General features: G+C 61.4%; 27 protein-coding genes. All 27 read right to left on the bottom strand.

The window, feature by feature from the left end; translation table 11 throughout:
• Nucleotides 1-9: 9 nt before the first annotated feature.
• The 27 genes from GRF63_RS13605 to GRF63_RS13470 all read right to left on the bottom strand — a co-directional run bounded on the left by GRF63_RS13605 (nt 10) and on the right by GRF63_RS13470 (nt 25,001).
• A complete protein-coding gene (locus tag GRF63_RS13605; RefSeq protein ID WP_160486591.1) occupies nt 10-444 on the bottom strand; it encodes a prepilin peptidase in 435 nt (144 codons plus the stop codon).
• 6 nt (nt 445-450) lie between these two features.
• Nucleotides 451-1,275: a tetratricopeptide repeat protein gene (locus GRF63_RS13600; protein ID WP_160486590.1), complete on the bottom strand. Its 825-nt coding sequence runs from the start codon at nt 1,273-1,275 to the stop codon at nt 451-453.
• 20 nt (nt 1,276-1,295) lie between these two features.
• Nucleotides 1,296-2,267, bottom strand: coding sequence for a type II secretion system F family protein (locus GRF63_RS13595; RefSeq protein ID WP_160486589.1), 972 nt, complete (start codon nt 2,265-2,267; stop codon nt 1,296-1,298).
• 1 nt (nt 2,268) lies between these two features.
• Nucleotides 2,269-3,270 carry a type II secretion system F family protein gene (locus GRF63_RS13590; RefSeq protein ID WP_160486588.1) on the bottom strand — a complete coding sequence of 334 codons (1,002 nt, stop codon included), beginning with the start codon at nt 3,268-3,270 and terminating at the stop codon, nt 2,269-2,271.
• Nucleotides 3,271-3,272: 2 nt separating this feature from the next.
• Nucleotides 3,273-4,697: a TadA family conjugal transfer-associated ATPase gene (locus GRF63_RS13585; protein WP_160486587.1), complete on the bottom strand. Its 1,425-nt coding sequence runs from the start codon at nt 4,695-4,697 to the stop codon at nt 3,273-3,275.
• Nucleotides 4,694-5,878, bottom strand: a complete 1,185-nt coding sequence (locus tag GRF63_RS13580; RefSeq protein WP_160486586.1) for a CpaE/TadZ family protein — start codon at nt 5,876-5,878, stop codon at nt 4,694-4,696. Before GRF63_RS13580 ends, GRF63_RS13585 begins: the two co-directional genes overlap by 4 nt.
• Before the next feature lie 13 nt (nt 5,879-5,891).
• A complete protein-coding gene (locus tag GRF63_RS13575) occupies nt 5,892-6,509 on the bottom strand; it encodes a TadE/TadG family type IV pilus assembly protein (RefSeq protein ID WP_160486585.1) in 618 nt (205 codons plus the stop codon).
• Nucleotides 6,506-7,033 (bottom strand): TadE/TadG family type IV pilus assembly protein, encoded by a 528-nt coding sequence (locus GRF63_RS13570; protein ID WP_160486584.1) that lies wholly within the window; start codon nt 7,031-7,033, stop codon nt 6,506-6,508. Before GRF63_RS13570 ends, GRF63_RS13575 begins: the two co-directional genes overlap by 4 nt.
• Entirely contained in the window at nt 7,030-8,730 is a 1,701-nt protein-coding gene (locus tag GRF63_RS13565) for a TadE/TadG family type IV pilus assembly protein (RefSeq protein ID WP_160486583.1), read from the bottom strand. Before GRF63_RS13565 ends, GRF63_RS13570 begins: the two co-directional genes overlap by 4 nt.
• Nucleotides 8,731-8,743: 13 nt before the next feature.
• Nucleotides 8,744-9,040 (bottom strand): hypothetical protein, encoded by a 297-nt coding sequence (locus tag GRF63_RS13560; protein ID WP_202131750.1) that lies wholly within the window; start codon nt 9,038-9,040, stop codon nt 8,744-8,746.
• Nucleotides 9,030-10,454 (bottom strand): type II and III secretion system protein family protein, encoded by a 1,425-nt coding sequence (locus GRF63_RS13555; RefSeq protein WP_160486582.1) that lies wholly within the window; start codon nt 10,452-10,454, stop codon nt 9,030-9,032. Before GRF63_RS13555 ends, GRF63_RS13560 begins: the two co-directional genes overlap by 11 nt.
• 1 nt (nt 10,455) lies before the next feature.
• A complete protein-coding gene (gene cpaB, locus GRF63_RS13550) occupies nt 10,456-11,391 on the bottom strand; it encodes a Flp pilus assembly protein CpaB (protein WP_160486581.1) in 936 nt (311 codons plus the stop codon).
• A 94-nt stretch (nt 11,392-11,485) separates the two neighbouring features.
• A complete protein-coding gene (locus GRF63_RS13545) occupies nt 11,486-11,704 on the bottom strand; it encodes a Flp family type IVb pilin (RefSeq protein ID WP_160486580.1) in 219 nt (72 codons plus the stop codon).
• A 446-nt stretch (nt 11,705-12,150) separates the two neighbouring features.
• Nucleotides 12,151-12,396 carry a hypothetical protein gene (locus GRF63_RS13540; RefSeq protein ID WP_160486579.1) on the bottom strand — a complete coding sequence of 82 codons (246 nt, stop codon included), beginning with the start codon at nt 12,394-12,396 and terminating at the stop codon, nt 12,151-12,153.
• Nucleotides 12,397-12,487: 91 nt separating this feature from the next.
• Complete coding sequence (locus GRF63_RS13535) at nt 12,488-13,282, bottom strand: hypothetical protein (RefSeq protein WP_160486578.1); 795 nt, start codon at nt 13,280-13,282, stop codon at nt 12,488-12,490.
• A 232-nt stretch (nt 13,283-13,514) separates the two neighbouring features.
• Entirely contained in the window at nt 13,515-13,772 is a 258-nt protein-coding gene (locus GRF63_RS16840; RefSeq protein ID WP_419865967.1) for a phosphatase PAP2 family protein, read from the bottom strand.
• 874 nt (nt 13,773-14,646) lie between these two features.
• Nucleotides 14,647-15,837: a sensor histidine kinase gene (locus tag GRF63_RS13520; RefSeq protein WP_160486575.1), complete on the bottom strand. Its 1,191-nt coding sequence runs from the start codon at nt 15,835-15,837 to the stop codon at nt 14,647-14,649.
• 1 nt (nt 15,838) lies between these two features.
• Entirely contained in the window at nt 15,839-16,852 is a 1,014-nt protein-coding gene (locus tag GRF63_RS13515; RefSeq protein ID WP_160486574.1) for a SpoIIE family protein phosphatase, read from the bottom strand.
• Nucleotides 16,837-17,256 carry an ATP-binding protein gene (locus GRF63_RS13510; protein ID WP_160486573.1) on the bottom strand — a complete coding sequence of 140 codons (420 nt, stop codon included), beginning with the start codon at nt 17,254-17,256 and terminating at the stop codon, nt 16,837-16,839. Before GRF63_RS13510 ends, GRF63_RS13515 begins: the two co-directional genes overlap by 16 nt.
• Nucleotides 17,234-17,614 (bottom strand): STAS domain-containing protein, encoded by a 381-nt coding sequence (locus GRF63_RS13505; protein WP_160486572.1) that lies wholly within the window; start codon nt 17,612-17,614, stop codon nt 17,234-17,236. The genes GRF63_RS13510 and GRF63_RS13505 overlap by 23 nt, the downstream gene beginning before the upstream one ends.
• Nucleotides 17,611-18,501, bottom strand: a complete 891-nt coding sequence (locus tag GRF63_RS13500) for an STAS domain-containing protein (RefSeq protein ID WP_160486571.1) — start codon at nt 18,499-18,501, stop codon at nt 17,611-17,613. The genes GRF63_RS13505 and GRF63_RS13500 overlap by 4 nt, the downstream gene beginning before the upstream one ends.
• 252 nt (nt 18,502-18,753) lie before the next feature.
• A complete protein-coding gene (locus GRF63_RS13495; protein ID WP_160486570.1) occupies nt 18,754-19,767 on the bottom strand; it encodes an aromatic ring-hydroxylating oxygenase subunit alpha in 1,014 nt (337 codons plus the stop codon).
• Nucleotides 19,767-20,927, bottom strand: a complete 1,161-nt coding sequence (locus tag GRF63_RS13490) for an ATP-grasp domain-containing protein (RefSeq protein ID WP_160486569.1) — start codon at nt 20,925-20,927, stop codon at nt 19,767-19,769. Before GRF63_RS13490 ends, GRF63_RS13495 begins: the two co-directional genes overlap by 1 nt.
• The gene (locus tag GRF63_RS13485; RefSeq protein ID WP_160486568.1) at nt 20,920-22,158 is read right to left on the bottom strand and encodes a cell division protein FtsA; all 1,239 of its coding nucleotides are present in this window, start codon (nt 22,156-22,158) and stop codon (nt 20,920-20,922) included. The genes GRF63_RS13490 and GRF63_RS13485 overlap by 8 nt, the downstream gene beginning before the upstream one ends.
• Nucleotides 22,145-23,002: an MBL fold metallo-hydrolase gene (locus tag GRF63_RS13480; protein ID WP_160486567.1), complete on the bottom strand. Its 858-nt coding sequence runs from the start codon at nt 23,000-23,002 to the stop codon at nt 22,145-22,147. Before GRF63_RS13480 ends, GRF63_RS13485 begins: the two co-directional genes overlap by 14 nt.
• The gene (locus GRF63_RS13475; RefSeq protein WP_160486566.1) at nt 22,999-24,009 is read right to left on the bottom strand and encodes an NAD-dependent epimerase/dehydratase family protein; all 1,011 of its coding nucleotides are present in this window, start codon (nt 24,007-24,009) and stop codon (nt 22,999-23,001) included. Before GRF63_RS13475 ends, GRF63_RS13480 begins: the two co-directional genes overlap by 4 nt.
• On the bottom strand, nt 24,006-25,001 hold the full coding sequence (locus tag GRF63_RS13470) for a 3-oxoacyl-[acyl-carrier-protein] synthase III C-terminal domain-containing protein (protein ID WP_160486565.1): 996 nt from the start codon (nt 24,999-25,001) through the stop codon (nt 24,006-24,008). Before GRF63_RS13470 ends, GRF63_RS13475 begins: the two co-directional genes overlap by 4 nt.
• Nucleotides 25,002-25,033: the final 32 nt, after the last annotated feature.

Raw genomic sequence — 25,033 nt, 5'->3', positions numbered from 1 at the left:
CGGCGGCGCTTACACGAAAGCGGTCACGATGGCGCCGGTTGCTATGGCCACGCCATAGGGGATTTCCTTGCGCCAACCCTTCTTCTTCATCGCGGTTGAAATCAGCCCGGTGGCGATGACGACGATTGCGCCTGCTGCCGCTGTCACGATCAGGAAGGTCAGTGCCTTGCCGAGGCTGAACCAAATTGCCGTGGCGGCATAAAACTTCGCATCGCCACCGCCCCAGAGACCCAGCGCGAAAAGCAGCATTGCTCCTGCCAGCGCCAGGCCAAAATGCATGAGGTGGGATAGCGGTTCAGCCGTGGACCAGTTGACCGCGATCATGATGATACCGCCCACCAGAACACACAGGTTCAGCCAGTTGGGTATCCTGCGGCTGCGAATGTCCCAGATTGCCGCCACGCACGCGAACGCGGCGAGGACCAGAGCGCCAATAAGCTCCACGATGCCTTATCCGCGCGGGGATGAAATGCGGATCGTGGTGGTGCGCCCGTTCGGCGGCCCGCGCCGATCTTCCAGTTTCACGCTTGTACGGCCAGAGTTCTTGCCGATCTGCACCCGCACCGGATATTCGGCGGGCGCCTCTGCAATATGCACCCTGACAGGGTAGCCAGCCCGCTCCTCGACATTGGCCTGCGCAGTCTGTGTGGCCGGAGCAGCGCGCCCCACATGCACCACGGCAGGCCTTTCTTTCCTGACAGACGCCGCTGCCATTGTCGCCACCGGAGCAGTGGAATCAGCCACGCCCAGTACGATGCCGCCATCGCGTGCTCGCACTAGGCCATGCGTGCGCGCTGTCGCGCCATCTGTCGCAATCGATCCTGCCTGATCGAATGAATCCGCCTTTGGCGCAGCCTGCTGCGCGGCGAGCACGGCCATCTCTACCTCATCGGTATTCACTGCGGAGGAATCGAAACGGGCAACGTTGCGCGCGATCATCGCGTCATCGGGGGCCAGCGCCATGGCGGAGGCGAAATAATGTTCAGCCAGATCGCGTCGGCCCAGCTTGTCGAACGCGATTGCCAGCCCGTTATGCGCGCGGGCAGTGTGATCCGCGCTGTAGGATGCCTGCCGGTACGCGGTGATCGCATGGGACAGCCGCCCGGCCTGCAGGTGCCGCCTGCCATCGGCAAGGCGCTGATCGAAATAGCTGGCCATGTCCGGCTGGGTCTGCGTGGCCTGCAAGGAATTGCCGTGCCCCGGTGAAAACAGCTGGCATCCGCTCAGCGACATTGTCGCTGCCGCCACCACAAGGATGAGTGATCCCTTACGCATTTTCTATCCCCCTATCTTTTTCAGCCGGTCATCATCGGGAAGATGTCCCGCATCATTCGGATCGCAGCAGGCAGCATCACGACCCCGATCATCGTCGGCAGCATGAACACCACCAGCGGTATGGATATCAAAACGGGCAGCCTGTGCGCTTTCTCTTCCGCACGCATGCGGCGTTTCTCTCGCATTTCCTCGGCATAAACCCGCAGTGTGGAGGATACCGAGGTGCCCAGCTTGTCCGACTGCACCAGAAGCGTGGTGAAGCTGCGGATTTCATCCACGCCTGCGGCATCGGCCATGCGGCGAAACGCCTCCTGCCGGGTTGCGCCAGCGCGAAGTTGCAGAACCGCCGTGCCCAGCAATGTGGCAACCAGCGGATGGGAGGAGGCCATCTCACGCGCAACGCGATCAATCGCGGCCTCCACACCCAGCCCTGCTTCCATGCACACCAGCATCAGGTCCAGCGCATCGGGAAAACCGTTCACGATCGTCTCACGCCGGCGGTCTGCCTTGGCCTGCACGAAAAGCGACGGGAGAAAGAGACCCATCAGCCCCAGTAGGGAGCCGAAGATATACAGCGCCAGAAAACCGGGAGGCTCCGGCCTCGTCAGCGCGACCAGCAGATACAGCCCCGGCAGAACGAAGATGAGCGCCAGCCGCACCAGAGTATAGACGCGGGGCGCGGAAGGCGAGGTATAGCCCGCAGCCACCAGCCGCTCTCTCAGGCGTTGATCCTTGCTATCACCAAGGTGCAGCCCGGCCCGCTCCACCGCATCGACAATGTTAGACCACGCCGACGCATTTTCTTCCTTGTGGGATGGCGGCTTACGCTCTTCAAACACCACATCGTCGCGGATTTTCAGCAAGCCTCCGCGAATGGCGCTGCGCCTGTTGTAATAGGCCATGGCGGAAAAGCTGGCGACCACCACGAGGACGAAAAGCCCGATCAGCAGGGCGGAACGCAGGATGGCGCTGGCGAGGATCTGTTCCAGCATATCAGACCTTTATGTCGATCATTTTGCGGATCATGATGAAGCCCAGCAGGTACATCACCATCAGCCCGACGAAGCCGATTATGAAGGACTGTTCTTCCGCGACACTGAAATAGAATTCAGGGTTCACGCTGAACATGCCGACAAAGGCGAAAATCGGCAGGGCGGTAAGCAGCCAGCCGGTCATCCGGCCTTCCGAACTCAGCGCCCGCACCTTCAGGAACAGCGAAGCGCGCGCACGGATGACGGTGGAAAGATTTTCCAGGATCTCTGCCAGATTGCCGCCCGTTTCGTTCTGCACGGTAAGCGACACCACGAACATGCGGATATCATCAAGGTCCCAGCGTTCCGCCATCTCGGTAAGGGCATCGGTCAGGTCGGCGCCATAGGAAATTTCATCCGACACCAGGCCAAATTCGCTGCCGATGGGATCTTCCATCTCCTGCGTCAGAATGGTGAGCGCGGAGGCGATGGGATGGCCGGCTTTGAGCGCCCGAACGAACACGTCCAGCGCAATGGGAAACTGCTGTTCCACCCGCCGCCTGCGCCGCGTTGCCATCATCGACAATATCATCACCGGCAGCAGAATGCCGATGCAGCAGGACATCACGACTGCCATCAGCAGAACGCCAGCTGATGCCACAACGTCGCTGGTGGCGATCAACAGCAGCAGCAGGGCGAAGATGCCCAGCACTGCCGTGGCCATGGCCATCTGCACCTGCATGATTGTAAACGGCACGCCGGAACTGGCGATGGTTCGTTGCAGCGAAAGAACTGGCCGCCGGATGATGCCGGGCAGGTTTTCCATCTCCTGCGGCTGGTTTTTGCGCAGCATGGCGACGACCTGGTCCCGCTCCATACCGGTCTTGATCATGGAGAGGCGCTTGTTCACCGCCCGCTTGTGCGAGTTCTGTTTCCAGAAGAAATTCAGCGCCAGCTGGCTGACCAGAAAGATCGAAGCGAAAATCGCCAGCAGCAGTGCAATCCTGATGAATGTGTCGAGCATCTCTACGAAATCCTCAAATCGGGGCGGAAAAGCTCTGCCGGCAGATTGATGCCTGCGGATTTCGCGTGTTCGAGGAATTTGGGCCTGATGCCGGTGGCCTCGTGATCTCCGATGACCTTGCCGTCTTCGGTGCGGTCGCGAATGCGGAACTGGAAGATATCCTGCATGGTGACGACATCGCCTTCCATGCCGGTGATTTCCGACAGGCTGAGAACCTTGCGCCGCCCGTCCGACAGGCGGCCCACCTGCAGCACCACATTGATGGCAGAGGCGATCTGCGCACGGCTGGACTTGGATGTGATATCGATGCCGCTCATGCCGATCATCTGTTCCAGCCGCGACAGGGAATCGCGTGCGGTGTTGGCGTGGATGGTGGTCATCGATCCATCGTGGCCGGTGTTCATCGCCTGCAGCATGTCAAAGGCTTCACCGGCGCGCACTTCGCCCACGATGATGCGATCAGGCCGCATGCGCAGTGCGTTCTTCACCAGATCGCGCTGCGTCACCTCGCCGCGCCCCTCGATATTGGCGGGCCGTGTTTCCAGCCGCGCGACATGGTCCTGCTGCAATTGCAACTCCGCACTGTCCTCGATCGTCACGATGCGGTGATCCTTGTCGATATAGGAGGACAAGGCATTCAGCATGGTCGTCTTGCCGGAGCCGGTGCCGCCCGAGATCAGGACGTTGCGCCGGGATTTCACCACGGCGGACAGCACCTCTGCCATGGGTTCAGGCATGGAACCCAGCTCCACCAGCCGCTCTATACCGATCTTCTTCTTCGCGAATTTGCGGATGGACAGCAGCGAGCCATCGATTGCCAGCGGCGCCACGATTGCGTTCACACGCGATCCGTCTGCCAGGCGCGCATCGACGAAGGGAGAGCTTTCATCCACCCGGCGACCCACCGCGCTAACGATTTTCTGGATGATGCGCATCAGATGCCGCTCATCCTTGAATTCGGTCCGCACCTTTTCCAGCATGCCGAACCGTTCGACGAAGACGTTCTTCGGCCCGTTCACCAGGATATCGGTAACATCCTCGTCCTGCAGCAGCGGCTCAAGCGGGCCGAGGCCGAACAATTCGTCCAGCACATCGTTGACCAGTGCCTCGCGCTCGTTGCGGTTGAGGATCTCGTCCTTTTCGATCAGCAGTTCGGCAACGATCTCACCAATGCCGCTACGCAGTTCCTCGCGCGAAATCTTGTCGAGCGAGCTGAGGTTGATGCGATCAAGCAGGGCGTGGTGAATACCCACCTTGATATCCAGCATGCGGTTGGCACTGCGGCCCGTGGCCACTTGCGCATGGGCGGTCTTCTTCGCTGGTGCTGGCGGGGGTGCTGTTTCCCCTGGCTCCTCCACCACCGGCGGCAGATCTTCCGCCGGGGCTGGCGCTGATGCGGAATTAGAATTCTTCAGTGACCACTTCATCGCCCGCCATCCCCTGTTGCCTGTTCAAAGCGCGCGGCAATGGCATCGATGTCCTGCGCGAATACATTGCGGCGCGAAATCGCTGTCACCAGCTTGCCCTCGTCAATGGCGTGCGACAGTTCGCCGCGATCTTCCCTGATCGCCGCCATGACTTCAAAACCCACGGTATCGGCCACGTCCTGCAGCGAAATGCTCTTGAACATGCCCTTTGTCGCGCGATTGACGATCACCTTCACCTTGTTGTTTGGGATGCCGACTTCGCGGAACAGGCCGAAACACCGTTTTGCCTGCCGCAGGTGATCAAGATCCTGCCGCACCACCATTATCGTGCTGTCCGATTCCGCCGCGACGGAAAGAGACCAGCTTGTCCATGCAGACGGCAGATCAATGAAAACCAGATCGAACTCTGCCCGCGCCAGCTCCACGATGCGCAGCAGCTGATCGGTGTCGACCTGTTCGATCGGGAGAATTTCCGGGGGTGAGGGGATGACGTAGATGCCATCCTTGCTCTTGGTGGCGACGTTGCGGATCATGTCCTGATCCACCCGCTCCTCCGCATCCAGAAGGCCCAGGATGGAACGGTTGGTGTCCACATTGGTGTGGCCCGCAAGATGCCCCGATTGCAGATCAAGATCGATCAGGCAGCAGCGAATGGGATGCTCGCTGCGCGCCACAAGGGCGTTTGCCAGATGCACCATGATGGCGGTGGTGCCCGAACGGCCCAGCGCGCCCACGAAGGAAACGGAAGGCGCCAGCGGCACCTGCGTATTTTCCGCCAGCCGCGCACCGATATTGATGATTTCGGAGGTCAGCTCCTCACTGTCGAACGGCAGGGCAACCGCATCCGAAACGCCATGGCGCAGCAAGGTGCGCATCAGCGGCATATCGGCATTCTGCACCGCCGCCATGATGGCCAGATCGGGCCGCATGCGCTTGATCGCGGCCAGCCGATCCAGCGAGGCGTGATAATTTGCGTCCACCTCCACGATCAGCAGTTCGCAATCGCGCAGCTCCTCCCGGCTCACCTCCTCTTCGGGGCCAAGCGCGTGGATCTTCAGATCGCGGACCAGTGCGGACGAGACAGGGGCAGCCCCATCGACCCACATCGGGCTTGCGATGATGGTGGTTCTCGGCGCCTTGCCGACGGCCTTTGTGGCAGAGAGGTTCAATATATCCTTCATCACGTTATCCGCCCTAGTTCCCCAGCGATCCCTGACCGTCTTCCATAGTCAACGAATGGCTGGTGCCTGGCAGCCCCAAATTCTGGAGTGTGCCAAGCGTGAGCGGTTTGAATTGTTGATTGCTGACCCTGACGGTGACGATAGGATCGACGTCGGAGCCATTGGGATCGCCCGAATAGCCTAGGCCGGACCATGTATAGTCCACCGTCACATCGCCTGGCGTAATCCCGCGATAGAGCACGGCCATCCGGTCCACGATTCTGTTAAAGGCTGTCGCATCCGCCGTCGTGCCGAAGGCGCAGGTTCCACCGGAAAGGCACGTGCAGCTGACGGCTGTGCCGTTGGACGAACAGCTGATGCCCGGAAAGCTTGATTGCGGCACCACTGTGCCTTGTTCGATATTGCCGCTGGTGGCGAAGCTGTAATCGAACAGGTCGCTGGCAACCATATCCGTCACCACGGCATAGCGCGTGCCCATCTGCGTGGCTTTTTCAAGCTGGCCGACGTTCCACATGTATCGGCCAACGTCGATCGTACCCAGAAGCAGCAGCAGGAATACAGGCAGCACCAGCGCGAATTCCGCGGCAGAGCTTGCCCGCTGATTGCGGCAAAGGCGCAGCAGCGCGATCATATCCCGGCCACCGATGCTTCTGCCTGGGCGACCACGTCGATATTCCTGATGTCAAAGCCCAGCATGCCCAGGATCGGCGTGTAATCGAACCGGGTGGACACCAGCACCACCGGCGCCTTTACATCGGGCGTTCCTGCATACAGGCCGGTGCCATAACCGGCATCGCAGGTGACGATGATGTTCACATCGCTGGTTTGCCAATCGGCAATGCGGGCGCGCGGCGGGGTTTCGTTTGCCCCCAGCGGACGGCCATAAACCGTAACCTGCTGCACGGCTGATTGCATGTTTGCCGATCCTGTGGCCAATGCACCGCCACCGGAACAATCATAATTGGAAAAGTTCTGACGCGCGGCGTAGCGCGCGCCTTCGCGCACATATTTGATCGCCTTGTGCTCTGTCTGAAAGTAATAGCCGCCTTCCATCGTGGTGAAGATCAGCACGAAAGCCATGGGCAGGATCAGCGCCATCTCCGCAGCGGCAGCGGCACGGGTATCGCCAAGAAGATTGCGAAGCACTGCCATCATTCGACCAGGTAGGGCTTGTCTCGACGCACGGATTGCAGCGCGCCACCACCGCCACCACCGCCGCCACCGATCAGGGTGCGTCCGATAACCTCGACATAGACATCGCTGTTGCGCGTGTATTGAGTGCTGTTGAAGCTGCGGCGTGCGGTCGGCTCCACCAGGAAGACATCCACGAACTCACCGATGTCGGCATCGGTGGTGCTGGCACCGACTTCTTCTGCGTTGCAATTGATCACAGCAATGCTGAGCACGCGGCGATCGGGCGAACTGCCCGGCGCAATGCCCGCCGGCGGCGTGCAAAGCGGCGTGCCCTGTTGCCGGTATCCCGGAACCGTGCGCGCGGCCAGCATCGTTGCACGGTTTTCATACTCATAGCGGTACTGCTGATACCGCGTTGGCAAAGTGCGATTAAGCAATTCGGGATAGCCGTAGTTCGACCATGTTCCCGGTATCGCGCCGTAACCGTTGGAGCGGTAATAGGCATTGCGATCCCAATTGCCGTCACCCACGCGGGCGTTGCCATTGCCGGTGCACACGCCATCCTGGCTTACGGCATGGCACTTGTCGCGCGGATAACCCATCGGATCGAGTGGAACGCTGGCGTCAAGGTCCGCTGTTGGCGAGATGGGGCGATAGGGATTATCGCCGACGGTAAAGCCGTTATTCTGAATGGCGCAGTTCGGTGCCGGGCCACCGCCACCACCACCACCACCACCGCCGCCGCCGCCACCGCCACCGCCACCGCCACCGCCACCGCTACCACCGGGAATGGCATTGAGAAGGTCGATACGTGCATTGTCGGATGGCGGGCACAGTTCATTATTCGTACCGCAGGCGTTGTTCAGGCCATTGGCGTAAATGCCGAACCTGGTGTTCAGGGCATCTAGCACGCTGACCTGCTGACCCGGTTTCACATCGGCGCCTTCGATAGACACGCAATCGCCGGGCAACGCCGCACGGCCAAGAGTCTTGGCAGTATTTATCGCCCCGCTTCCGGCGCCCGTCTCAAGGTAACCGAACACGCCGGGGCCATAAGATCCTGCCTCTTCATCCGCCGTGACCCCGCCGCCGCCATTGACATTGGCAACCAGGCGAATGCCCTTGCCCACGTAATTGGCCACGTTGAAATCAGGGTCCGTCGACTCGTTCGGATTGCACATCATCAGGGGCGGCACCTTGCAGATGGCCGAACCGATCCCTGCCATCGCCCTGCCCCCGGCATCGGCACCCAGCAATCCGCCAATCGCGGTAAAGGCAAAGCGCGCTGCGCGCACATCCACATTCACCTCGACGAACTTGGCCTCCGCATCCGTCGTGGCGACGTTGACCTTGTTCTCGTCCTGATAGAAGGTGATGCCGGTAAAATCCGTGCAGGCGTCATCACTAATGCCGATGGTGGTGCCGCCGTTTACCGTGATGGTATTGCCGGTATCGGTGTTGGAAAGCAGGGTGATATTGCTCAGCAGTTCTACCGCCGCATTTCCGGCGCGGGCGCAGGCACCGTTCTTCTTGTCCAGCTGCGTAACAGCGCCCAGCGCCGCATGGTCTGCCGCTGTCTGAAGCTCTGAATCGAGCGCCATCACGCGGTTGTAATCAAAGGCCGCACCAGCAACGATGATCAGTCCGGTAATGGCAATCGCATAAGTTGCTGCAACAGCGCCACGTTCGTCGGATAGAAAGGCAGATCGTCGGGGCATGGTTCGTTCTCGCTTAACGACCTCCGCCGCCACCGCCGCCGCCGCTGATCGAGGTGGTATCCTCGGCAGTGGTCACGATGACCTCGCGCTCACGCACGCGCTCCACCGCATCAGCGGCGGATTGCGCGCTTGTTTCCATCGGTTCGGTGTAAACAGGATCTGGGTTCACGATCATCGCGGCATAGGTCTGCCGGTTGGCTTCCCCGAAATCCTCCGGATCCAGAATGCCCGACTGCGCGCTGTAGGTGCTTGCGCAACCGGCCAGCAGACTGGCTGACAGGGTGAGCGTGGCGAGTGGCTTAATATTCATAATCCGCGCCTTCCGATCCATTGCTTTCGAGTGTTGGCGAAGCTGCCGGCAGCTCTCTTGGCTGATAGACATCGCCGTTCAGCAGCACGTCCACCACATCGGGCGACGGCACGCGATCCGTGGGCAGGCGCACCTGATCCGGGCGGATCGGCTGCACCAGTCGCGGCGTGACCACGATCAGCAATTCGGTTTCACCACGTTGATAGCTGGTGGAGCGGAACAGCGATCCGATGATCGGCAAGGAGCCAAGCAGCGGCAGCTGGTTCGTGGTTGCCTGCGTTTCGTCACGCAGCAGCCCGGCAATGGCAAAGCTTTCGCCATCGCGCACTTCCAGCGTGGTTCGCGCCCGGCGCGTCTGCAGACCCGGAACGGTCAGCCCGTTGATGGTGACAGAGGCGCTGGGATCGATCGAGCTGACCTCCGGCTCTACCACCAGGTTGATCACGCCGTTGCCAAGAACGGTGGGCGTGAAGGCCAGGCTGACGCCGAAGGGCTTGAACAGAACGGTGATGGCATTGCCGCCGTCGCCGGTGCCATTGCTTTGCGAGACGGGGACAGGAAATTCTCCGCCCGCCAGGAAGGATGCACTTTCGCCGGACAGGGCAACCAGCGTCGGTTCCGCCAGCGTGCGCGACATGCCGTTGCGCTCCAGCGTATCGAGATACGCCTCCACGCTGACATCGCCCAGTTCAAACAGTGCGCCAAACACGCCGAATGCATCGGTGATTGAACCGAGTTGCAAGGACTCAAGGCTGGAAGTGGCCCCTTCGTTGATGGGGAAGGCTCCGGCGCCATTGCCCACGGCTGCGCCAAATTTGCCACCATCGCTGAGTCCAAAACCGCTGACGCCCAAGGATTCGCCAATATTGCGGCTGACCTCGGCAAAGCGGACTTCCAGCATGATCTGCTGGCTGCTGCCCATGCCCAGAAGATTGATGACATTGTCACCGGCAAAGGCACTGGCAAGGCGCATGGCACGGTCCGCCGCGCCGGCATCGTTGACGGAACCCGAAAGCACCAGCGAACCGTTGGACAGGCCAACCTCGATCGCCTGGCCAGGCATCAATTCGTCCAGCTGGCGCCGCATGCCGTCGACATCTGGCCCGACGGAGATATCCATCACCGCAATCACGCGGTTGTTCCGGTCGTACAAAGTCAGGCTGGTGGTGCCGAGCGATTTGCCCAGCACATAGATCGAACGATCCGAAATCGGCAGCACATCGGCGATTTCGGCGTTACCGATCATCGCCCGCTCGATGCGATCGTTCGCGGTGACGACCTGGCTCTTGTTCACCGGAACCACCAGTTCACCGGCATGCAGCCCGCCATCGTCGGTATATTGCGCCAGTGCCGGAGTGGCGGAGAATGTCGCCGTCATCATGGCGAAGGCGAGCAGGGCTTTCAAATTGCGCATCTCACTGCCCTCCCAGGCGGCCAACGGGATATTCTGTGGAGTCGGTGCCACGAATGACCGACATGCTCGGTCCGGAAGGACGCGGCGGGGCCGCAGGCCGCGCTGCCGCCGGAGCGGGAGCCGGAGCTTGCGCATAAACGATCTGCGGTGCGGGACGGCTGTCGGCGGGTGGCGGCGTCTGGCGTCCGGCCAGGTAAATGCTGGGATCACCCAGATCGCGCGACGTTACCGTCAGCATCGGGCCGGGCTCCTGGTTCTCGACATTGCGCAAGACCAGGCTCAGCTGTCCGACGCGGTTTGCCAGCACCAGTTTCTGGGCACCGAACTGATCCACCTGCACCACGGCCGTGTTGCCAACCTGCGGCGCTTCGGACCCTTCGGCCTGCGTGGCCATCTGGTCGATAGCGAGGACCTGTACGCCCTCCATAACGATATCCACCATCTGGTCTTGCTGGGTTGCCCCAAGGCCCGGAATTTGCCGCGTCAACAGGATGTCGACGATGTCGCCCGGCCTCACAAAGCCGGAAACACCGGTGACCGCGGAAACGGGAATGGAGACGGCGCGCATGCCATCGGGCAACAGGGTGGAAAGAACCGCCCGGCCGCCTGAACCGCTGACCTTGTCTGCCAGCACCGGTTCTCCCGGAACGATCGGGCGAAGCGCCACGCGGCCGCCCTGCATGGCAGCCTCAATGGAATTGAAAGCGCCTGCGGGAACCGATCCGGCAGGAAAATTCTGCATCCGCAAATTTTCAGGTGTCAGCGCAGAACCGAATTCAAGTGGCTGCGTTGCCACCACGATCCGCGTTAACTGCTGTTCTTCTGCAACGCGTTCCTGACGTTCTTCAACGCCGGAAAACCAGGCATTGGCCATTATTACGGCAAAAACGCCAAGTACGATTGCAATCGCCAGAATGGCGAAATTTCGCGCCCCCATGACTTTCCCCCCAGAAAGTGGATAGTCTTAAAACTATAGCATTAAAGCGGCCCCTGCGAGTCAAATTATCACAGGGGCCGCTTTTAACTCGACATTAGCAAGTCGAAGCAGTGGACCACGTACCAGCAGCACCAGAAGCATTGTTACATTCGTTAACGTCGTTTGCAGCGTTACCAATGGCCTCTTCAACGTTGGCGCCCAGAATAAGGGCCGCAGCACCGATACCAACGCCGACGACGGCGATGATCAGGGCATATTCGGCAGCAGATGCGCCAGCTTCGTCAGCAATGAAGTTTTTCAGGAAAGTTTTCATCAGTCATCTCACTTTTCAGTTGTTCTATCCGGCGGCCCAGCATCTATTTCCGGTTACCGTCGACGCCCGAGGTAGAACCCCTGCGACCAGCCCCCTGTGCTAATGGTTTCAATTAAAACCTCAGCTCAGTTCTGGTCCGGAGTGCTTGCCCCCTCTGACCACACAATCGTCGTGAGAATCGGTTTCCAAAGCAAGGAAACTTAATTCGGTTAAAAAATATCTCCAATTTGCAATTAGTTATTCTGGCAAAGAACTAACGCCGTTGGTTAACGGCGCGGTAACCATGATTTATTGTGTTCCAGCCTGGAGCAGTTCTGGGTGGGCAAAAGCGAATCGTGATTCGGCTTTTCACTGCCGTGATCGAATCGCGAATCGCAGCCAGTTTTTGCAGGGTTGGATGCCGCCACTTGCGCCGGTCGAACGGCGCTATGATTTGCGGCGAATAATCAGGTCGAGGCCGGTTGCAGCTTCGCCTCTATCTTCTTGAGCGCGAACATCGGGATTATCACCGAGAGCGCAATGCCAAGAAGGGATGAAATCCCAAGCCAGATCGCCATCAGCGAACCGCCCGCTTCATACATTGCGTAAAAAACCGGCGCTGCCAGCACCAGCCCGCGGATTTCGTTCAGCGCCAGCAATACAGCAGCGGATCGCAGGATCAGTCGGATGAAGTTCAGTCGCTTGAAAGTCATGCCGTAACTATTGGCACTATTGGTAAAGATCAGGTTAGAAGGCATGAATTATCAGAGCAGACCTTGCATCAAATCGCACTGTGTCAGTCTGTTAAACCAGCCATCCCCCTGTTGTTTCCAGCAGCCAGCCGACCGTGTCACTCGTCACACCGCATCGCTCCTTGTCGACCGATACGAATATCCGGCCGCGGCGCAGCTGCTCTTCCAGGTGGTTTGCGGCCACATCCTCCACATCATCGTCGCTGAGCATGGTGGCCATGGCGGCGCCTGTTGCACCGATAATCCCGCTGGCGGTGGCGACAGAGCTGAGGGCGGAAGCCACGGCGGCACCGGCAACCGCCACAGGGCCGATGCCCGGCACGATGAGTATCGCCGTCCCCAGTGCGGCAGCGGCCAGACCACCGGCTGAAACATTGCCGATCACCCTGCCCTTGCTGTGCCCTGCCGGCAGGGCGAGATCTGGGTCCATATACCGGTTCGCGTTCCACAGCATGGCGATCGCATCCTGATCCACGCCCGCATTCACCAAGGCATCCACGGCCTGCTGTGCGTCGGCAATTGCGGGATAGATGGCTGTCAGGAACCGCTGCCGGTCCGCCTCCTGCCGCGCGCAGGCATCTGCAAAGGCACGCGCGAACAGGTTTCTTTCGTGCTCGATGCCAAAGATGGCGCGGATTCCTGCGGTTTCGCGCAGCCTGAGGACGCTGGGGGATGGATCCTTGCGATGGTAGGTGCGCAGCAATTGCTCCACCCGCGATGGCGACAGGTTGCGGTCCGTGCCGCGGTCTATCCACTCCGCTGACACGGGCACAGGACACACATCTGGCAGATAATTGAGCGCAATAAGCTGGTCAGACTTGATTACGAAAAACGTAGCTGTTGCCATACTTTATTTGCCCCCAAGCAACTGATAGACAACTTGAAAGCAAAATACAAAGATCGCGTAATCGGGCACCCCTGCAACAGCATCACACAGGATTGATTATGGGTCTGTTCGAATGATTTTTTTACGATTGCAGAACTATCTTTCAGTCGATCTTGCAAGTTTGAAGAAATAGACCCTTCAGCCATCCAAACTTCTGCAATTTCATAGTTTTAGATATTCTGAATACTTACCGCTACCTGGCCGCCAATGCATCCGCAGTTCCGCTGGATGGCGCAGGCGACAGGCGCGCCAGCCACGCGAGATACAGGCTCGTCATCTTCCAGATAAATATGACGCCCACTGCCGAAACAATGCCGTCAGTCGCGTAGTGGTAGCCAAGGTGGATCGATCCGAAATACATGATCGCGGCAAAGACCCAGCCGATCCATTGCAAGGACGGCAGGCGCTCTTTCAGGAAAAGCGCAACCAGCACTGCGATGGCAACATGCATGGATGGCATCGCAGAAATGCCTCCGGCAAACGCATTCGTGCCCTGCGCTTCCAGCAGATATCTGGCGGAAGAGATTGCGACTGGCATTACCTTCATGCAATTGCGCAATCAGCGGCGCGAAATCATCGCGGCCCCAGAAGTGGGAGAAGAATACCGGCCCAACCGAGGAAAGCGAAACGGCCGTCAAATTCCCCAGCAGCAGCCAGGACAGTTGGAAACTCAACACCGCCTGGAGCTGTAGCCGCCTGTCGAAAGAGAGGATCATGGCCATGCAGAATGCCACTTTCACGGGGTGCCAGATGGCATAAAGCCAATCGATCACCTGCGTGCCGCCGGATGGGAGCACGGCGTGGGTCGCCTGCCAGGCATCGTGACCGAAAAACAGGATTCGGTCGATCCGTATCAGGGCAGCATCCGCCCAGAAGGGGTTGAGGTAGGGAATGGCCTGCTTGATCGACAGCGCCCCCTCCACCGTTTCGGCTATGGCCAGAAGGGTAATGCCGGAGGTGAGGAGCCAGGGCGCATAGTTGAGAAGATCCCTGCCCAGTTGCCGAATGGGCTCGGGATGCAGGCGTGCCACAAGCCATAGCGGGCGAAGGACGATCAGGACCACGGCAATCGCAATCGCAAACACCGCATATGGCGGCGTACCGACATCGACAATTGGCACGTTTGCAATTGCCAGAACAACAAACGGAACCAGCGACAGAAGCACGACGCTTGCGTAGCCTATAAGCAGGCCTTTTCTTGAAAAATCCCCCATGCACCAAATGATGCCGATAACAGTCGGGATTGCAAGCAGGTGCCGAATTGTCTTCCATTTTGGAACATTCCGGCGGTGATCAGCCCGCAAAGGCGAGCAAGACCGCGCGCTTTACTCTGCAGAGGAGGCGCTGCCCGAAGTATCCCTGCCCGCGCTGGCGAATTCCGGCGGGAACTTGATGGAAGTGCGGAAGCCCTTTTCACCGCTTGTGGTAATCTTGCCAGCATGGCGCGTGGCCATCGCCCGGACCATACGCCAGCCCAGCGAATCCGATCGTTCCGGCTTCATGTCCTCTGGAATGCCGCCACCGTCGTCCTGCACGGAAAGCTCCCAATATTCATCATCGGGGCCGCGCTCGAACGCGATCTGCACCTTGCCCTGCTGCCGCCCTGCAAAGGCATGCTTGTAGGAATTGGTGACCAGTTCGTTCACGATCAGGCCAAGATCAATGGCGGCTGCACCAACGACATTGGCATTGTCTCCAAACACGGAGATGCTGATGTCGAATTCCGGGTTGGAAAAGGCATCCTGCGCGTGGCGCGCGACATTTTCCAGCAGGGGCAACAGCGAAATCCGTTCGCCCAGATGGGCGCGCTGCAATTCCTGATGGACCTTGGCGACGGAATGAACGCGGGCCTCAAGCTGGGCCATGGCCTCCCGCGTTTCCTCTTCCTTGGCATTGCGCTTGCTCAGCTGGATGAAGCTGATGATGAGCGACAGATTGTTGCCCGTGCGATGATGCACCTCGTCAATCAACAGTTCGCGTTCCGCCATGGCCTCGGCCAGTTCACGGTTCTGGCGCGAAAGTTCTGCAACGGGATCGGTCGCGCTCAGGTCGCCCAGTTTCTCTCGTACATCCTCAACCCGGCTTTCCAGCTCTCTGGCAGGCACCGATGTCTGGAATGCCAGCTCGGCCGTAGTGCCTTCCTTGGAGGATCTAAGATCAAAGCTGTCGGCCAGGCTTTGCACGCCTGTGAGGCCCAGCCCCATGCCGCGCGATTGGGAAAGGTTAGCCCGGAAAGGCCGCCTGCTTTTTACAAAGACGCTGTCGTCCGGAAGCCCGTCTCCCTGGTCTTCCACCACCACTTTCAGCCAGGTATGTTCGGCCTTGCGCTCTGCCTGGAAATACGCCCTGCCGCCCCTGCCATGCTGCAAGGCGTTGCGGGTGATTTCCAGGATGGCGGTGATCATGCGGGTTCGGGCAAAATTTTCAAAAGAGAAGCTGCGCGCGATCACATCGCTTACCTGCCGGACCCGCGGAATATCCGCCTCTACCCCGATCCTTACGCTGACGATTTCCATCCTAGAATGTCCTTCCAGCATGCAATCGGGCCACAATGATGGAGGCATCGTCACGCTTGCGTTCGGTATCGCTCAACAATCGGGCGGCGATCACAGGTGCGCTGCGGTCCAGCAGGGCTACCCTTTCCGCAAGGCCGCGCATGGTGGCCAATCCATCGGAGTGCATCACGATCACGGCATCATCGGACAGGGTGATAGTCTCGCAATGCGGGGTGGTGACCCGCCCGCCCAAAAGGCCGTCACGCACGGACAGCCGCTGCACCTTGCGATCCTGCCAGACGAGTGTGCTGATATTTCCGACAGCGGCGTAATCCATGCGCTTTTCGGTGTGGTTCACCGCCACCACTGCGGCCACCGCGCCGCGCGTTCCGGCCAGCCCTTCGCCCACTTCCATCAGCAAACGCGATGGATCGCTGCCCTTAGCGGCCATGAAGGCCCGCTTCGCTGCATCTGCCGCAGTGGCCGCATTCGGGCCGTGGCCCAGCCCATCGCATAGCAGATACAGGCACACGCCATCGCCCGATCTTACGGCAATGGCATCGCCGCAGCGCCGTTCGCCGGGATAGGCAATGCGCAGCCCCGCGTGGTCAGCCGCGCTTTTCGGCGGCATGGGTGTTCTTAAGAATTCGGCAGCGACAACCGTGCCCGCCGGGGAAGTGTCTATATCAATGCGGTCGCTCAATCGCTTGATCGCGCCAAGGCCAGTGCCCATGGATCGCTTCGTCGTCTCGCCATCTTTCAGCATGCGATCGACGCGCGTGATGCCGGGGCCAGTGTCTACGCCCAGCAGGTGCAACCGCTCCAGCGAAGGCGCGCCAAACACTTGCACCAGCAACAGGCCGCCGCCCCCATGGCGAAGGACGTTCTGTGCAATCTCGGAAGCGACGATAGCGACATGCTCTACCTTGGTCGAATTGAACCCAAGGGCACTGGCCGTGCGCCGCGCACGACGGCGGGCTTCTGCAACCGCGCTCGATTCTTCAATTTTCAGCCAGCCGATCATCGCGTGGTGCACATTCCTATCATGCGCACGACAGTCCCCTTGCCGGGCGCGCTTGTGATAGTGAAAGTCTTGGCGAGCCGTTTGGCTCCCCCCAATCCGCGCCCCAGGCTGTTCTTGCGGGTGGAATAACCATCGCCCAGCGCCAGTTCGATGTCGTCGATGCCCTGCCCCTCGTCCACGCATTCCACGCCGATCAGGCGTGCATCGGGCAATTCGAAAACGGACATGCGCCCGCCTTGGCCATGGATGATGGCGTTGCGCGCAATCTCGCTGACGGCGGTAACGAACCGGGTGATCATCAGATCGCGGCTGCCCTTGGATTTCATGATATCGCTGACACGCGAACGTGCGCGGGAAACATCCCGGTCCGTTCGCAATTCTATGGTCGCGATTTTACGCCCGCCGGGAAATGCCATTGGCCGACCTTGCGCTGCGAATCTTTTCCAGCGCGTGATCCAGCGTAAGGGCCGTGTGATTGTCAGGCAGGTACATGCCCAGCTCGACAAGAGTCATGGCCACGGCAGGCCGCATTCCCACCACATAGGTTTCCGCATCCAGCAGGCGCGCAATCGCCGTCAGCTGCGCAAGGATGCGGCCAACGAAGGTATCGACGATTTCCAGCGCGGAGATATCCACCACCACGCCGCGCGTCTCGCTTTCGGCGATGCGATTGGAAAGGTGTTCCTGCAGCTCGATAATGTCACTGTCCGTGATATCGGATGTTATCGAGACAAGGAGAACGCCTTCGACCGCATAGATTGCGGCCGCGTTCATGCGCCGGACCGCTGGTTACGCTCGATAGGCCGGATCGCCACGCCGACAGACGTCAGCGCATCGGTCAGCGCGTTCTTGATGGAAGAGCGCGTGCGCACTTCACCAACATCAACGCCCAGTTCCACCATGGTCTGCGCGATCTTGGGGCTGATACCGCTGATGATGCAGCGCGCGCCCATCAGGCGCACCGCGGCTGCCGTACGCAGCAGGTGCTGCGCAACTTGCGTATCAACCGTCTTAACGCCGGTGATATCCACGATTACAACCTCGGCCTGCCGCTCCACGATGGCTTGCAGCAGGCTTTCCATCACCTCCTGCGCGCGCATGCTGTCCAGCGTGCCGATCAGCGGCAGGGTGAGAACCTTGTCCCACAGTTCCACCACCGGGGTGGAAAGCTCCAGCATCTCGTCACGCTGGCGCTCGATAATCTGCTCACGCTCTGCGATGAACACTTCGTTGGTGTAGAGGGCGAAGGCATCAATCGCTTTAGACACGATCAGCACTTCTTCGATCAACCGATCCGGCTGGCCTACCAGCTTATCCGTCAAACGTCCGAACAGCGGGGTTTTCAGCGCAAGGACAAGCGCGGCCATCTCGCCCGGAAGAACGCCGCGCTCCACCCGCTCATGCGTGATTTCCGAAAGGATGCCACGCAGATCGGCCCAGTGTTCGTCACGCAGGTCAAAATCGCCCTCGCGAGAGGTGTCCCGCACGCCCAGCCGGAATGCGCGCAGCATGCTGGCAGCCTGATCGCGCTCTTCTCTTTCGGAGAAAAGATCGCTGCGCTTGGCACCGTCTTCGTCCGCCTGATCGATCCATTCCATCAGGAGGCCTTCGGCGTCCTCCTTCAGAACTTCGAGTGTGGTTTCCAGGACTTTCTCGGTCATGTCTTCTCCAGAGAGCGGCACCGTTGTTGCCCTGTAAAAGGGACGAGCGCTCCAAAATTTCCAGCAACAGGCGAAATCAATTGCACCGGGGTGCTAGCGAATTGCTTCGCAGGCACAAGCCCTTGATGCAAATGCAGTATTACCGCGCAAAAGATTATAAAGTGTTTTCAACGAACGAAGCAGACGCCGCGCGTGAAAAGAGCGGATTTTTGTCGGAGCGCCCATGTAAGGCCGCTGGATCAGAACAATGCGCTAAAGATGCGCGCGCACCTTGGCATCCTGACCGCGCTCCAGCACCTCCCCCCGCCACAATCGGTGCAGGCGATTGCCGAGAATATCGCCGGGGCCGGAGGTGAATTGCGGATTTCCAAAGCGCGTAATCACGCCGTGCTGCAGCGCCAGCGCCCGGCGATCCTGCGCCACCACGGGGGCAAGAAACATGCGGATCGCGGCCTGTTTCAGCCAGCCGGGAGCAAGCCCCCTGGGCGTGGAAAAGCGCGCAAAGGGCGTGAAGGTGGTCTGCGTTGCAGGCGTGAAGATCGCCGTCACGCACAGGGTCAGCCGCGTCTGCCCTTCCCAGCGGGCCTGCACCGTGGTGGGCGGGTAATATCGGGAAACGCTGCGCTGCCGGTCCCGTTCAAGGAAGCGCGACATCAGGCCGAGGTCGGGCTGGGTCTGCTCTATCGCCATGTCGATCCCGTCGCCGTGGCTCGTCACCACAAGATCAACCGGCAATCGCCTGTCCCGGCGGCGGATGAAGCCGTGGTGCAGATGGTTGGTGTGGAACGGGTCCATCACGTTCTCGATGGCATCGAACGCGCGGCCTTCCCAGGTGCCCTGCTGCCACCAGAAATGATCGAGATCGGGGTTGCCGAAATCGGGCGGCAGAGGCGGTTCTGCAGGCGCGGTGTCGGACAGTGTCACGAAGATCGCACCATGCCTCTCCGCCACTCGCAGCGCATCGGCCCTGAGGCGCGTGTCATCCGCCGTTTCAACCGCGCAGCCGGGCACTGCGGCACACGCGCCGTCCGGGGCAAAGCGCCAGCCGTGGTACGGGCATTCCAGCGCGCCGCGATGAACGCGCCCCTCCGATAGTGGGTAATTGCGATGGGGGCAGCGGTCGATCAGGGCGCCGAGGTCACGATCATTGCGGAACAGCGCGATGGGCGTGTCGCACAGTGTCACCTTGCGCACTGTGCCTGCACCCACGTCGCGGGACAGGGCAACCATGTGCCAGGCATCGCGCACTGCGGAAGGAAAGCTCATCAGTCCAGGTCCTCTCCGTTCCAGGCGATGTCGCGGGTGGTGGCCGCGGTGGTGGAGATAGAATGCTTGCGGCCATCACGGAAGAACCCGGCGGCATCTGCCACCGCACCAAGCATTGGCAAGCGGTCGCCCGCGCGGCCAATCGCATCGCGTCCATTGCGAAGCAGCCTGAACCACTCCCCCAACCGCGCCCGACGCAGCGCATGGGGCAGGCCATAGGCCAGCATTGCCGGGCCAAGATAGGCCGGGCAGCAGTTTTGCGCAGGGCAGCTGACACCTTCACCGATAGCGCGGGCCAGCGCGCCATCGCCGGCCAGCAGGTGAACCCCGCTGGTGGCGCGGGGATTGCACTCGATCAGGAACGGCTGCCCCGCGGCATCGAAAATAGCATCGCAGGCGAATTGGCCGTGAATATCCGCGCGCAGCGCCAGCCGCTCGGCAATATCGCGCAAGGCCTGCTGGCGAGAACCGCAAAGCGGTTCAAAGGCATAGCTTGCCCCGCCATCCAGTCGCCAGCCGGATTTGTAGGCGGCAAAGGCCACGAGTTTTCCGCGATGCGCGACGGCATAGAAACACGCTTCATCGCCCGATACGCGCCGCTGCGCCAGCCACGGCACATCCGGCGTGGGTGCAATTTGCGCAAGCATCTGCGAGGTGGGGCCGATCAGCGCGGCATTGCCGAAGCGGGTGAAGCATGGCTTGAACACCCAGTCCTGCGCCGCAGGGGCAAAACGCGCGACATCGGTAGCGTGTGTCAGCAGGTGACTTTCGGGAATTGGCAGGCCCCATTCCCGGCAGGCACTGGCGAAGGCGAACTTGTCATGCAGCTGTCGCAGCCTCGCCAGATCAGTTGCGAACAACCGCGCGCCAAGCTGCGCGTGGAGCGAAGGGGCGGCCAGATGGAACACCTCCTCACAGGTGGGCACGACAAGGTCGATTACTTCTCTTTCCATCAGTGCAAGAATGCTGGCGCGAAAGGCCTCACGCTGTTCTATTGGTGGCGGGTATTCGTGATGATGCAACGCAAGGCATGACCAGCGGGCCATGCGCACCGGCCGACTGTCTGCCAAGTGCACCTGCCAACCCGCAGCATTGAAGTCGCGCGCCAGATCCAGCGCGGCGGCTGCGCGTGCGCCGGTGATGAGAACGCGCCTATGCATCGGCCCACATCACCTTGCGCCGCTTCGGTCCGCTCCATTCAGGCAAATCCTGTTGCACAGTGACAGGCCTTGCCACGCAGGCAGACAGCGCATCCGCGGCATCACTTGCCAGCGCGGGCGGGCATTCCGGCGCAACCCGCAGCACTGCTTTCGCCGTCCGGCCCACCGCCTGCCAGCGGTGCCCTGCGCCCAGCAGGCGCTCCACCGCAGCGACGATCTGCGGCGGGGTGACTGGTCCTGCCTCGCCCGGCCAGATATCGGCGATCCGCCCCTCAACAGGCGCGATTACTCTGCCCGCAAAGCCGCAGGGGCAGACACGCGGATCAAGCTCCAGATAATCGTCTCCACGCAGGCGCACGACGGGCTGACTGGTGCGCTTCAAATCCGTGATGATCGGGCGAACTCCCGGCGTGCCTGCCACCGGCTCCAGCTCAATCGCCAGCACATGATCGTTGAGATGCAGCCGCCCCTGCGCGCATTCCGCGCCAAGAAAACCCTCGGTCGCCTGATAGATCGCGCGCGGGGCATGTCCCAGCCGGTCTGCAATAAAGGCGCGCTCCGCCGCGCTGATCGGCTCGCTGCCGCAGAAGAGGTGGCGCAAGGCTGGCAGGCGCACCCCTGCCTCGGCAAGCGCGATAAGGCGGTGAGGCGGCGCGATCAGGATGGTGGACGCAAAGGCCTGAAGTTCGTCAATCGTCTCTGCCAGCGGCGCGCCCAACGGCAGGTGACGAAAGGCAAACCGCCCGCGCCCAGCATCGCTGTAAAGCGCGTTGCCCGCCCTCAGGTAAAGGGCAATTCGCTGGCGGCGCAACATCGCGCGCGCGGGAAGCAGACGGGCAAGGCTCTGGCCGATATATTCGGCGCGCTCTGCCGGGCTTGCCACGAAAAGCCCGCGCGCCCCGCCGCTGCTACCGGTTGACCACCCTGCCGAAAGAGCGGTCGGCGAAGCAGCCGCCCCGTCCTCGGCAGCATTGGCCATGGCGCGCAGTGTGGCATCTGACAGGCCAAGGCTGTTCCACAGGCCATAGTCACGGCGCACATCGGCGATGTCGGTGATGGGAAAGTCCTCTATCTCGCCACCTGTAAAACTCGCCAACGCAGGTGTGCGGGCCAGCGCAGGTTGCAGCGCCGCCCACGCCCTTGCGCGGCCCGCAGCCAGCGCCGCCGGAGACCGACGCATCGCGCGGCGCGTGCGCCACCATGCTGCGATGATCCGGCTAACCTGCGTCATTGTCACCGGTTGCGCTGAATTTTCTTGCGCTGGCCGCACAATGAGAGGGCAGGATTGCCAGCTCTCCATTATTCTTCGACGCGCGGCTGAGAAGGTCGAGAGTCTGGCGATAGCGTCGGGTATCGCCCAGCAGCGCGGTGGTGATGCGCGGCGGGGGCCGATGCTGCGTGATTGACTGGCCAGACCATACCGCGTCCGCCGCCAGCAGCACAGGCTGCCCCGCCTCTGTAATCAGGGCGAGGCCCCAATGGCCCGCGCAATGGCCGGGCAGCTCCACCGCCAGCAGAGAGCCATCGCCAAGAATGTCGCGCGCTTCCCTGAATGGCGCAAAGGCGGATGGAAGCTGGCACGCGGGCGCATCTTCGAAAAAGCGCGCCTGCGTATCCACCTCAGGCGGCACCAGCGCCGCCAGCAGCCCGCGCCTCACCCTTGCAAACCGTCCCGAACTGCGCAGCTGGGAAAGACCCGCGCGCGCGCAGTACACAGGCACATGCGCAAGGTTCCCCAGCCCTGCCACGTGATCGCCGTGGAAGTGCGAGATGATTGTGCCCGCGATCTCGCTCTCAGCAATGTCATGTGCAGCAAGCCAGGTCTGCCATTCTGCATCCTCACCGATGCGCACGGGCGTGGTCCAGCGGTAAAGCCGTTCAGGAAATGGCCGGGTCGCGGCGATGAAGGCGGGGTCATAGCCCGTATCGAACAGGAACATCCCGCGGGTGGGATGGCGGATCACGCCGACCATGGCCGGAAATTCCACGGCGCACAGACTGCCGCCGCTGATTGTCATCACCTCTGGGTGAGTGCACGCGCCGCGCGCAATCCATTGCAGGCCGACACGGATCATGCCGCGCCTCCCACTGACGCCATCCGCCGCGCTTCGCCAAGCAGGGTTTCAACCGCATCATGCTGCGGCTGATAACCCAGCCGCCGCTGCGCGGGCGCAAGATCGAAGGTTTGTGAATAGGCGAGCGTCGCCAGGGTATAGCGGGTCAGCACAGGCTCCTGCTGCGCGCCCGTGATACTGGCGACAGTCTGCGCAACATGCGCCAATTGCCGCGCCAGCAGCAGCGGAACGGGAACGAGGCGCGGACTTTTCCCCAGTGCGGCGGCCAGACGCAGCGCCAGATCGCGCACCGCAATCGGCTTGCCGCCGGAGATGTTGAGTGCCCGTCCGCCAAGCGCAGGCGTGCGCGCCTCTGCCTCGCAGATCGCCCAGGCCGCATCGCGCAGGTCAGTCAGCTCGATCAGCGCAGCCCCGCCGCGCGGCAAGGGCATGCGATTGCGGCTGGCAAGCTGTGCAAGACGCGGAAGGATCACCCTGTCGCCCTGCCCCACAAGCGCGCGGGGGCGGATCGCGCAGGTCGCCATCCTTTCGTCACAAGCGGCCAGCACCATGCGTTCTGCAGCAAGCTTCGTGCGGGCATAGGCATTCAGCGGGCGGGCGGCAGGCGGATGATATTCGCCGATCTGAACCTGATCGGCCAGTTGTGCGAATATGCTGGGGGAGGATACGAAGACGAAGCGCGTCACCCTCGCCACGCGGGCCGCATCCAGCAGCCGCCGCGTGGCCGTGATATTGGCGGCGATGAAGTCCGCCTCCCGCCCCCAGCTGGCAGACAGCGCAGCGGCGTGGATCACGCTGTCACAGCCGGATAGCAGCGCAGCAAGATCCGCATCAGGCGCAGTTAGATCGCATCGCACGAATTGGGCGCCAAGCGCGGACAGCCCCGCGCCCACACCTGTCTGGCGTCCGGTAGCGCGCACCACGGCGCCGCGGCCCATGGCCTCTTGCACCAGCGCATGGCCCAAGCCGCCGGTCGCCCCGGTGATGAGAATGCGCCGCGCCGTCACAGGCGGATCACCACGGCCGTGGCGCTGATGCCCGCCGCCGTGCCCAGCAGCAGGATCGCGTCACCCGGCCCGGCTTTGCCGCTTTCCAGCGCATGGGCCAGCACGGTGGGGATGGAGGCAGCGATCTGATTGCCGTGGGTAGAGAACAGGTTGATCACCCGGTCTCCAATCGGCGCAAACAGGCGCTGCACATGCTCCACCCCCGGCGCGCTTGCCTGATGGCAGATGACGCAGGCCAGCTCATCCCGCGTCACCCCGGCATCCGCCAGTGCGCGGTCTATCACACCGGGCAGCGCCTTGGCCGCCGCCTTGAATATTCCAAAGGCGTCCATCTCGAAGCGCGATCCGGCGACCAGCGCATCATAGCCTTCGCTGACGCGCAACCTTGTGCCGCCTGCGCGCAATTGGGCAAGCGAGTGATGCGCGCCGTGAGTGACAGTGGCGCAGCTCAACATGCCGCGCGCGCCATCCGTTGCGGCCTCAATCGCAACAGCCGCTGCCCCGTCTCCGAAGATGGAACGGGTTTTCGGAACCGCCGGATCAAGCCCTGCCGAAGCGATATCGCTGGCGAACACCAGCGCACGCTGCCAGCGACCCGCCGAGATTCCGGTTGCCGCCACATCCAGCGCAGCAACGAAGGACAGGCAGGTCTGGTTGACGTCGAAACAGGGCACGCCCGAACGGCCAAGCCCAAGCTGATCCTGCACCAGCACCGCGGTGGAGGGGATCGGCTGTTCCATGACGCCGCAGCCACCGATGATCACATCGGGCAGTGCATCGCCCCACCCCGCGCAGTCCAGCGCCGCGCGGCAGGCGCTTGCGGCCATCATCGATGTCGTCTCGTCAGCGGCGGCAACGTGGCGCGATGCGATGCCGAATTCGCCTTCGGTCCAGCCTGCAACATGGCCATGCCGAAGATCAAGCTGCGCCGATGTGACCACTCCGCGCGGACGATACGCGCCCCAGCCAGAGATTGCGAAATTGCTGAACACCACAGTCCTTCCCTTATCGAATCGAATACACA

It is taken from the genome of Aurantiacibacter rhizosphaerae (assembly GCF_009807005.1).
Lineage (GTDB): Bacteria > Pseudomonadota > Alphaproteobacteria > Sphingomonadales > Sphingomonadaceae > Alteraurantiacibacter > Alteraurantiacibacter rhizosphaerae.
This window is presented reverse-complemented; position numbering and strand designations above follow the sequence as displayed.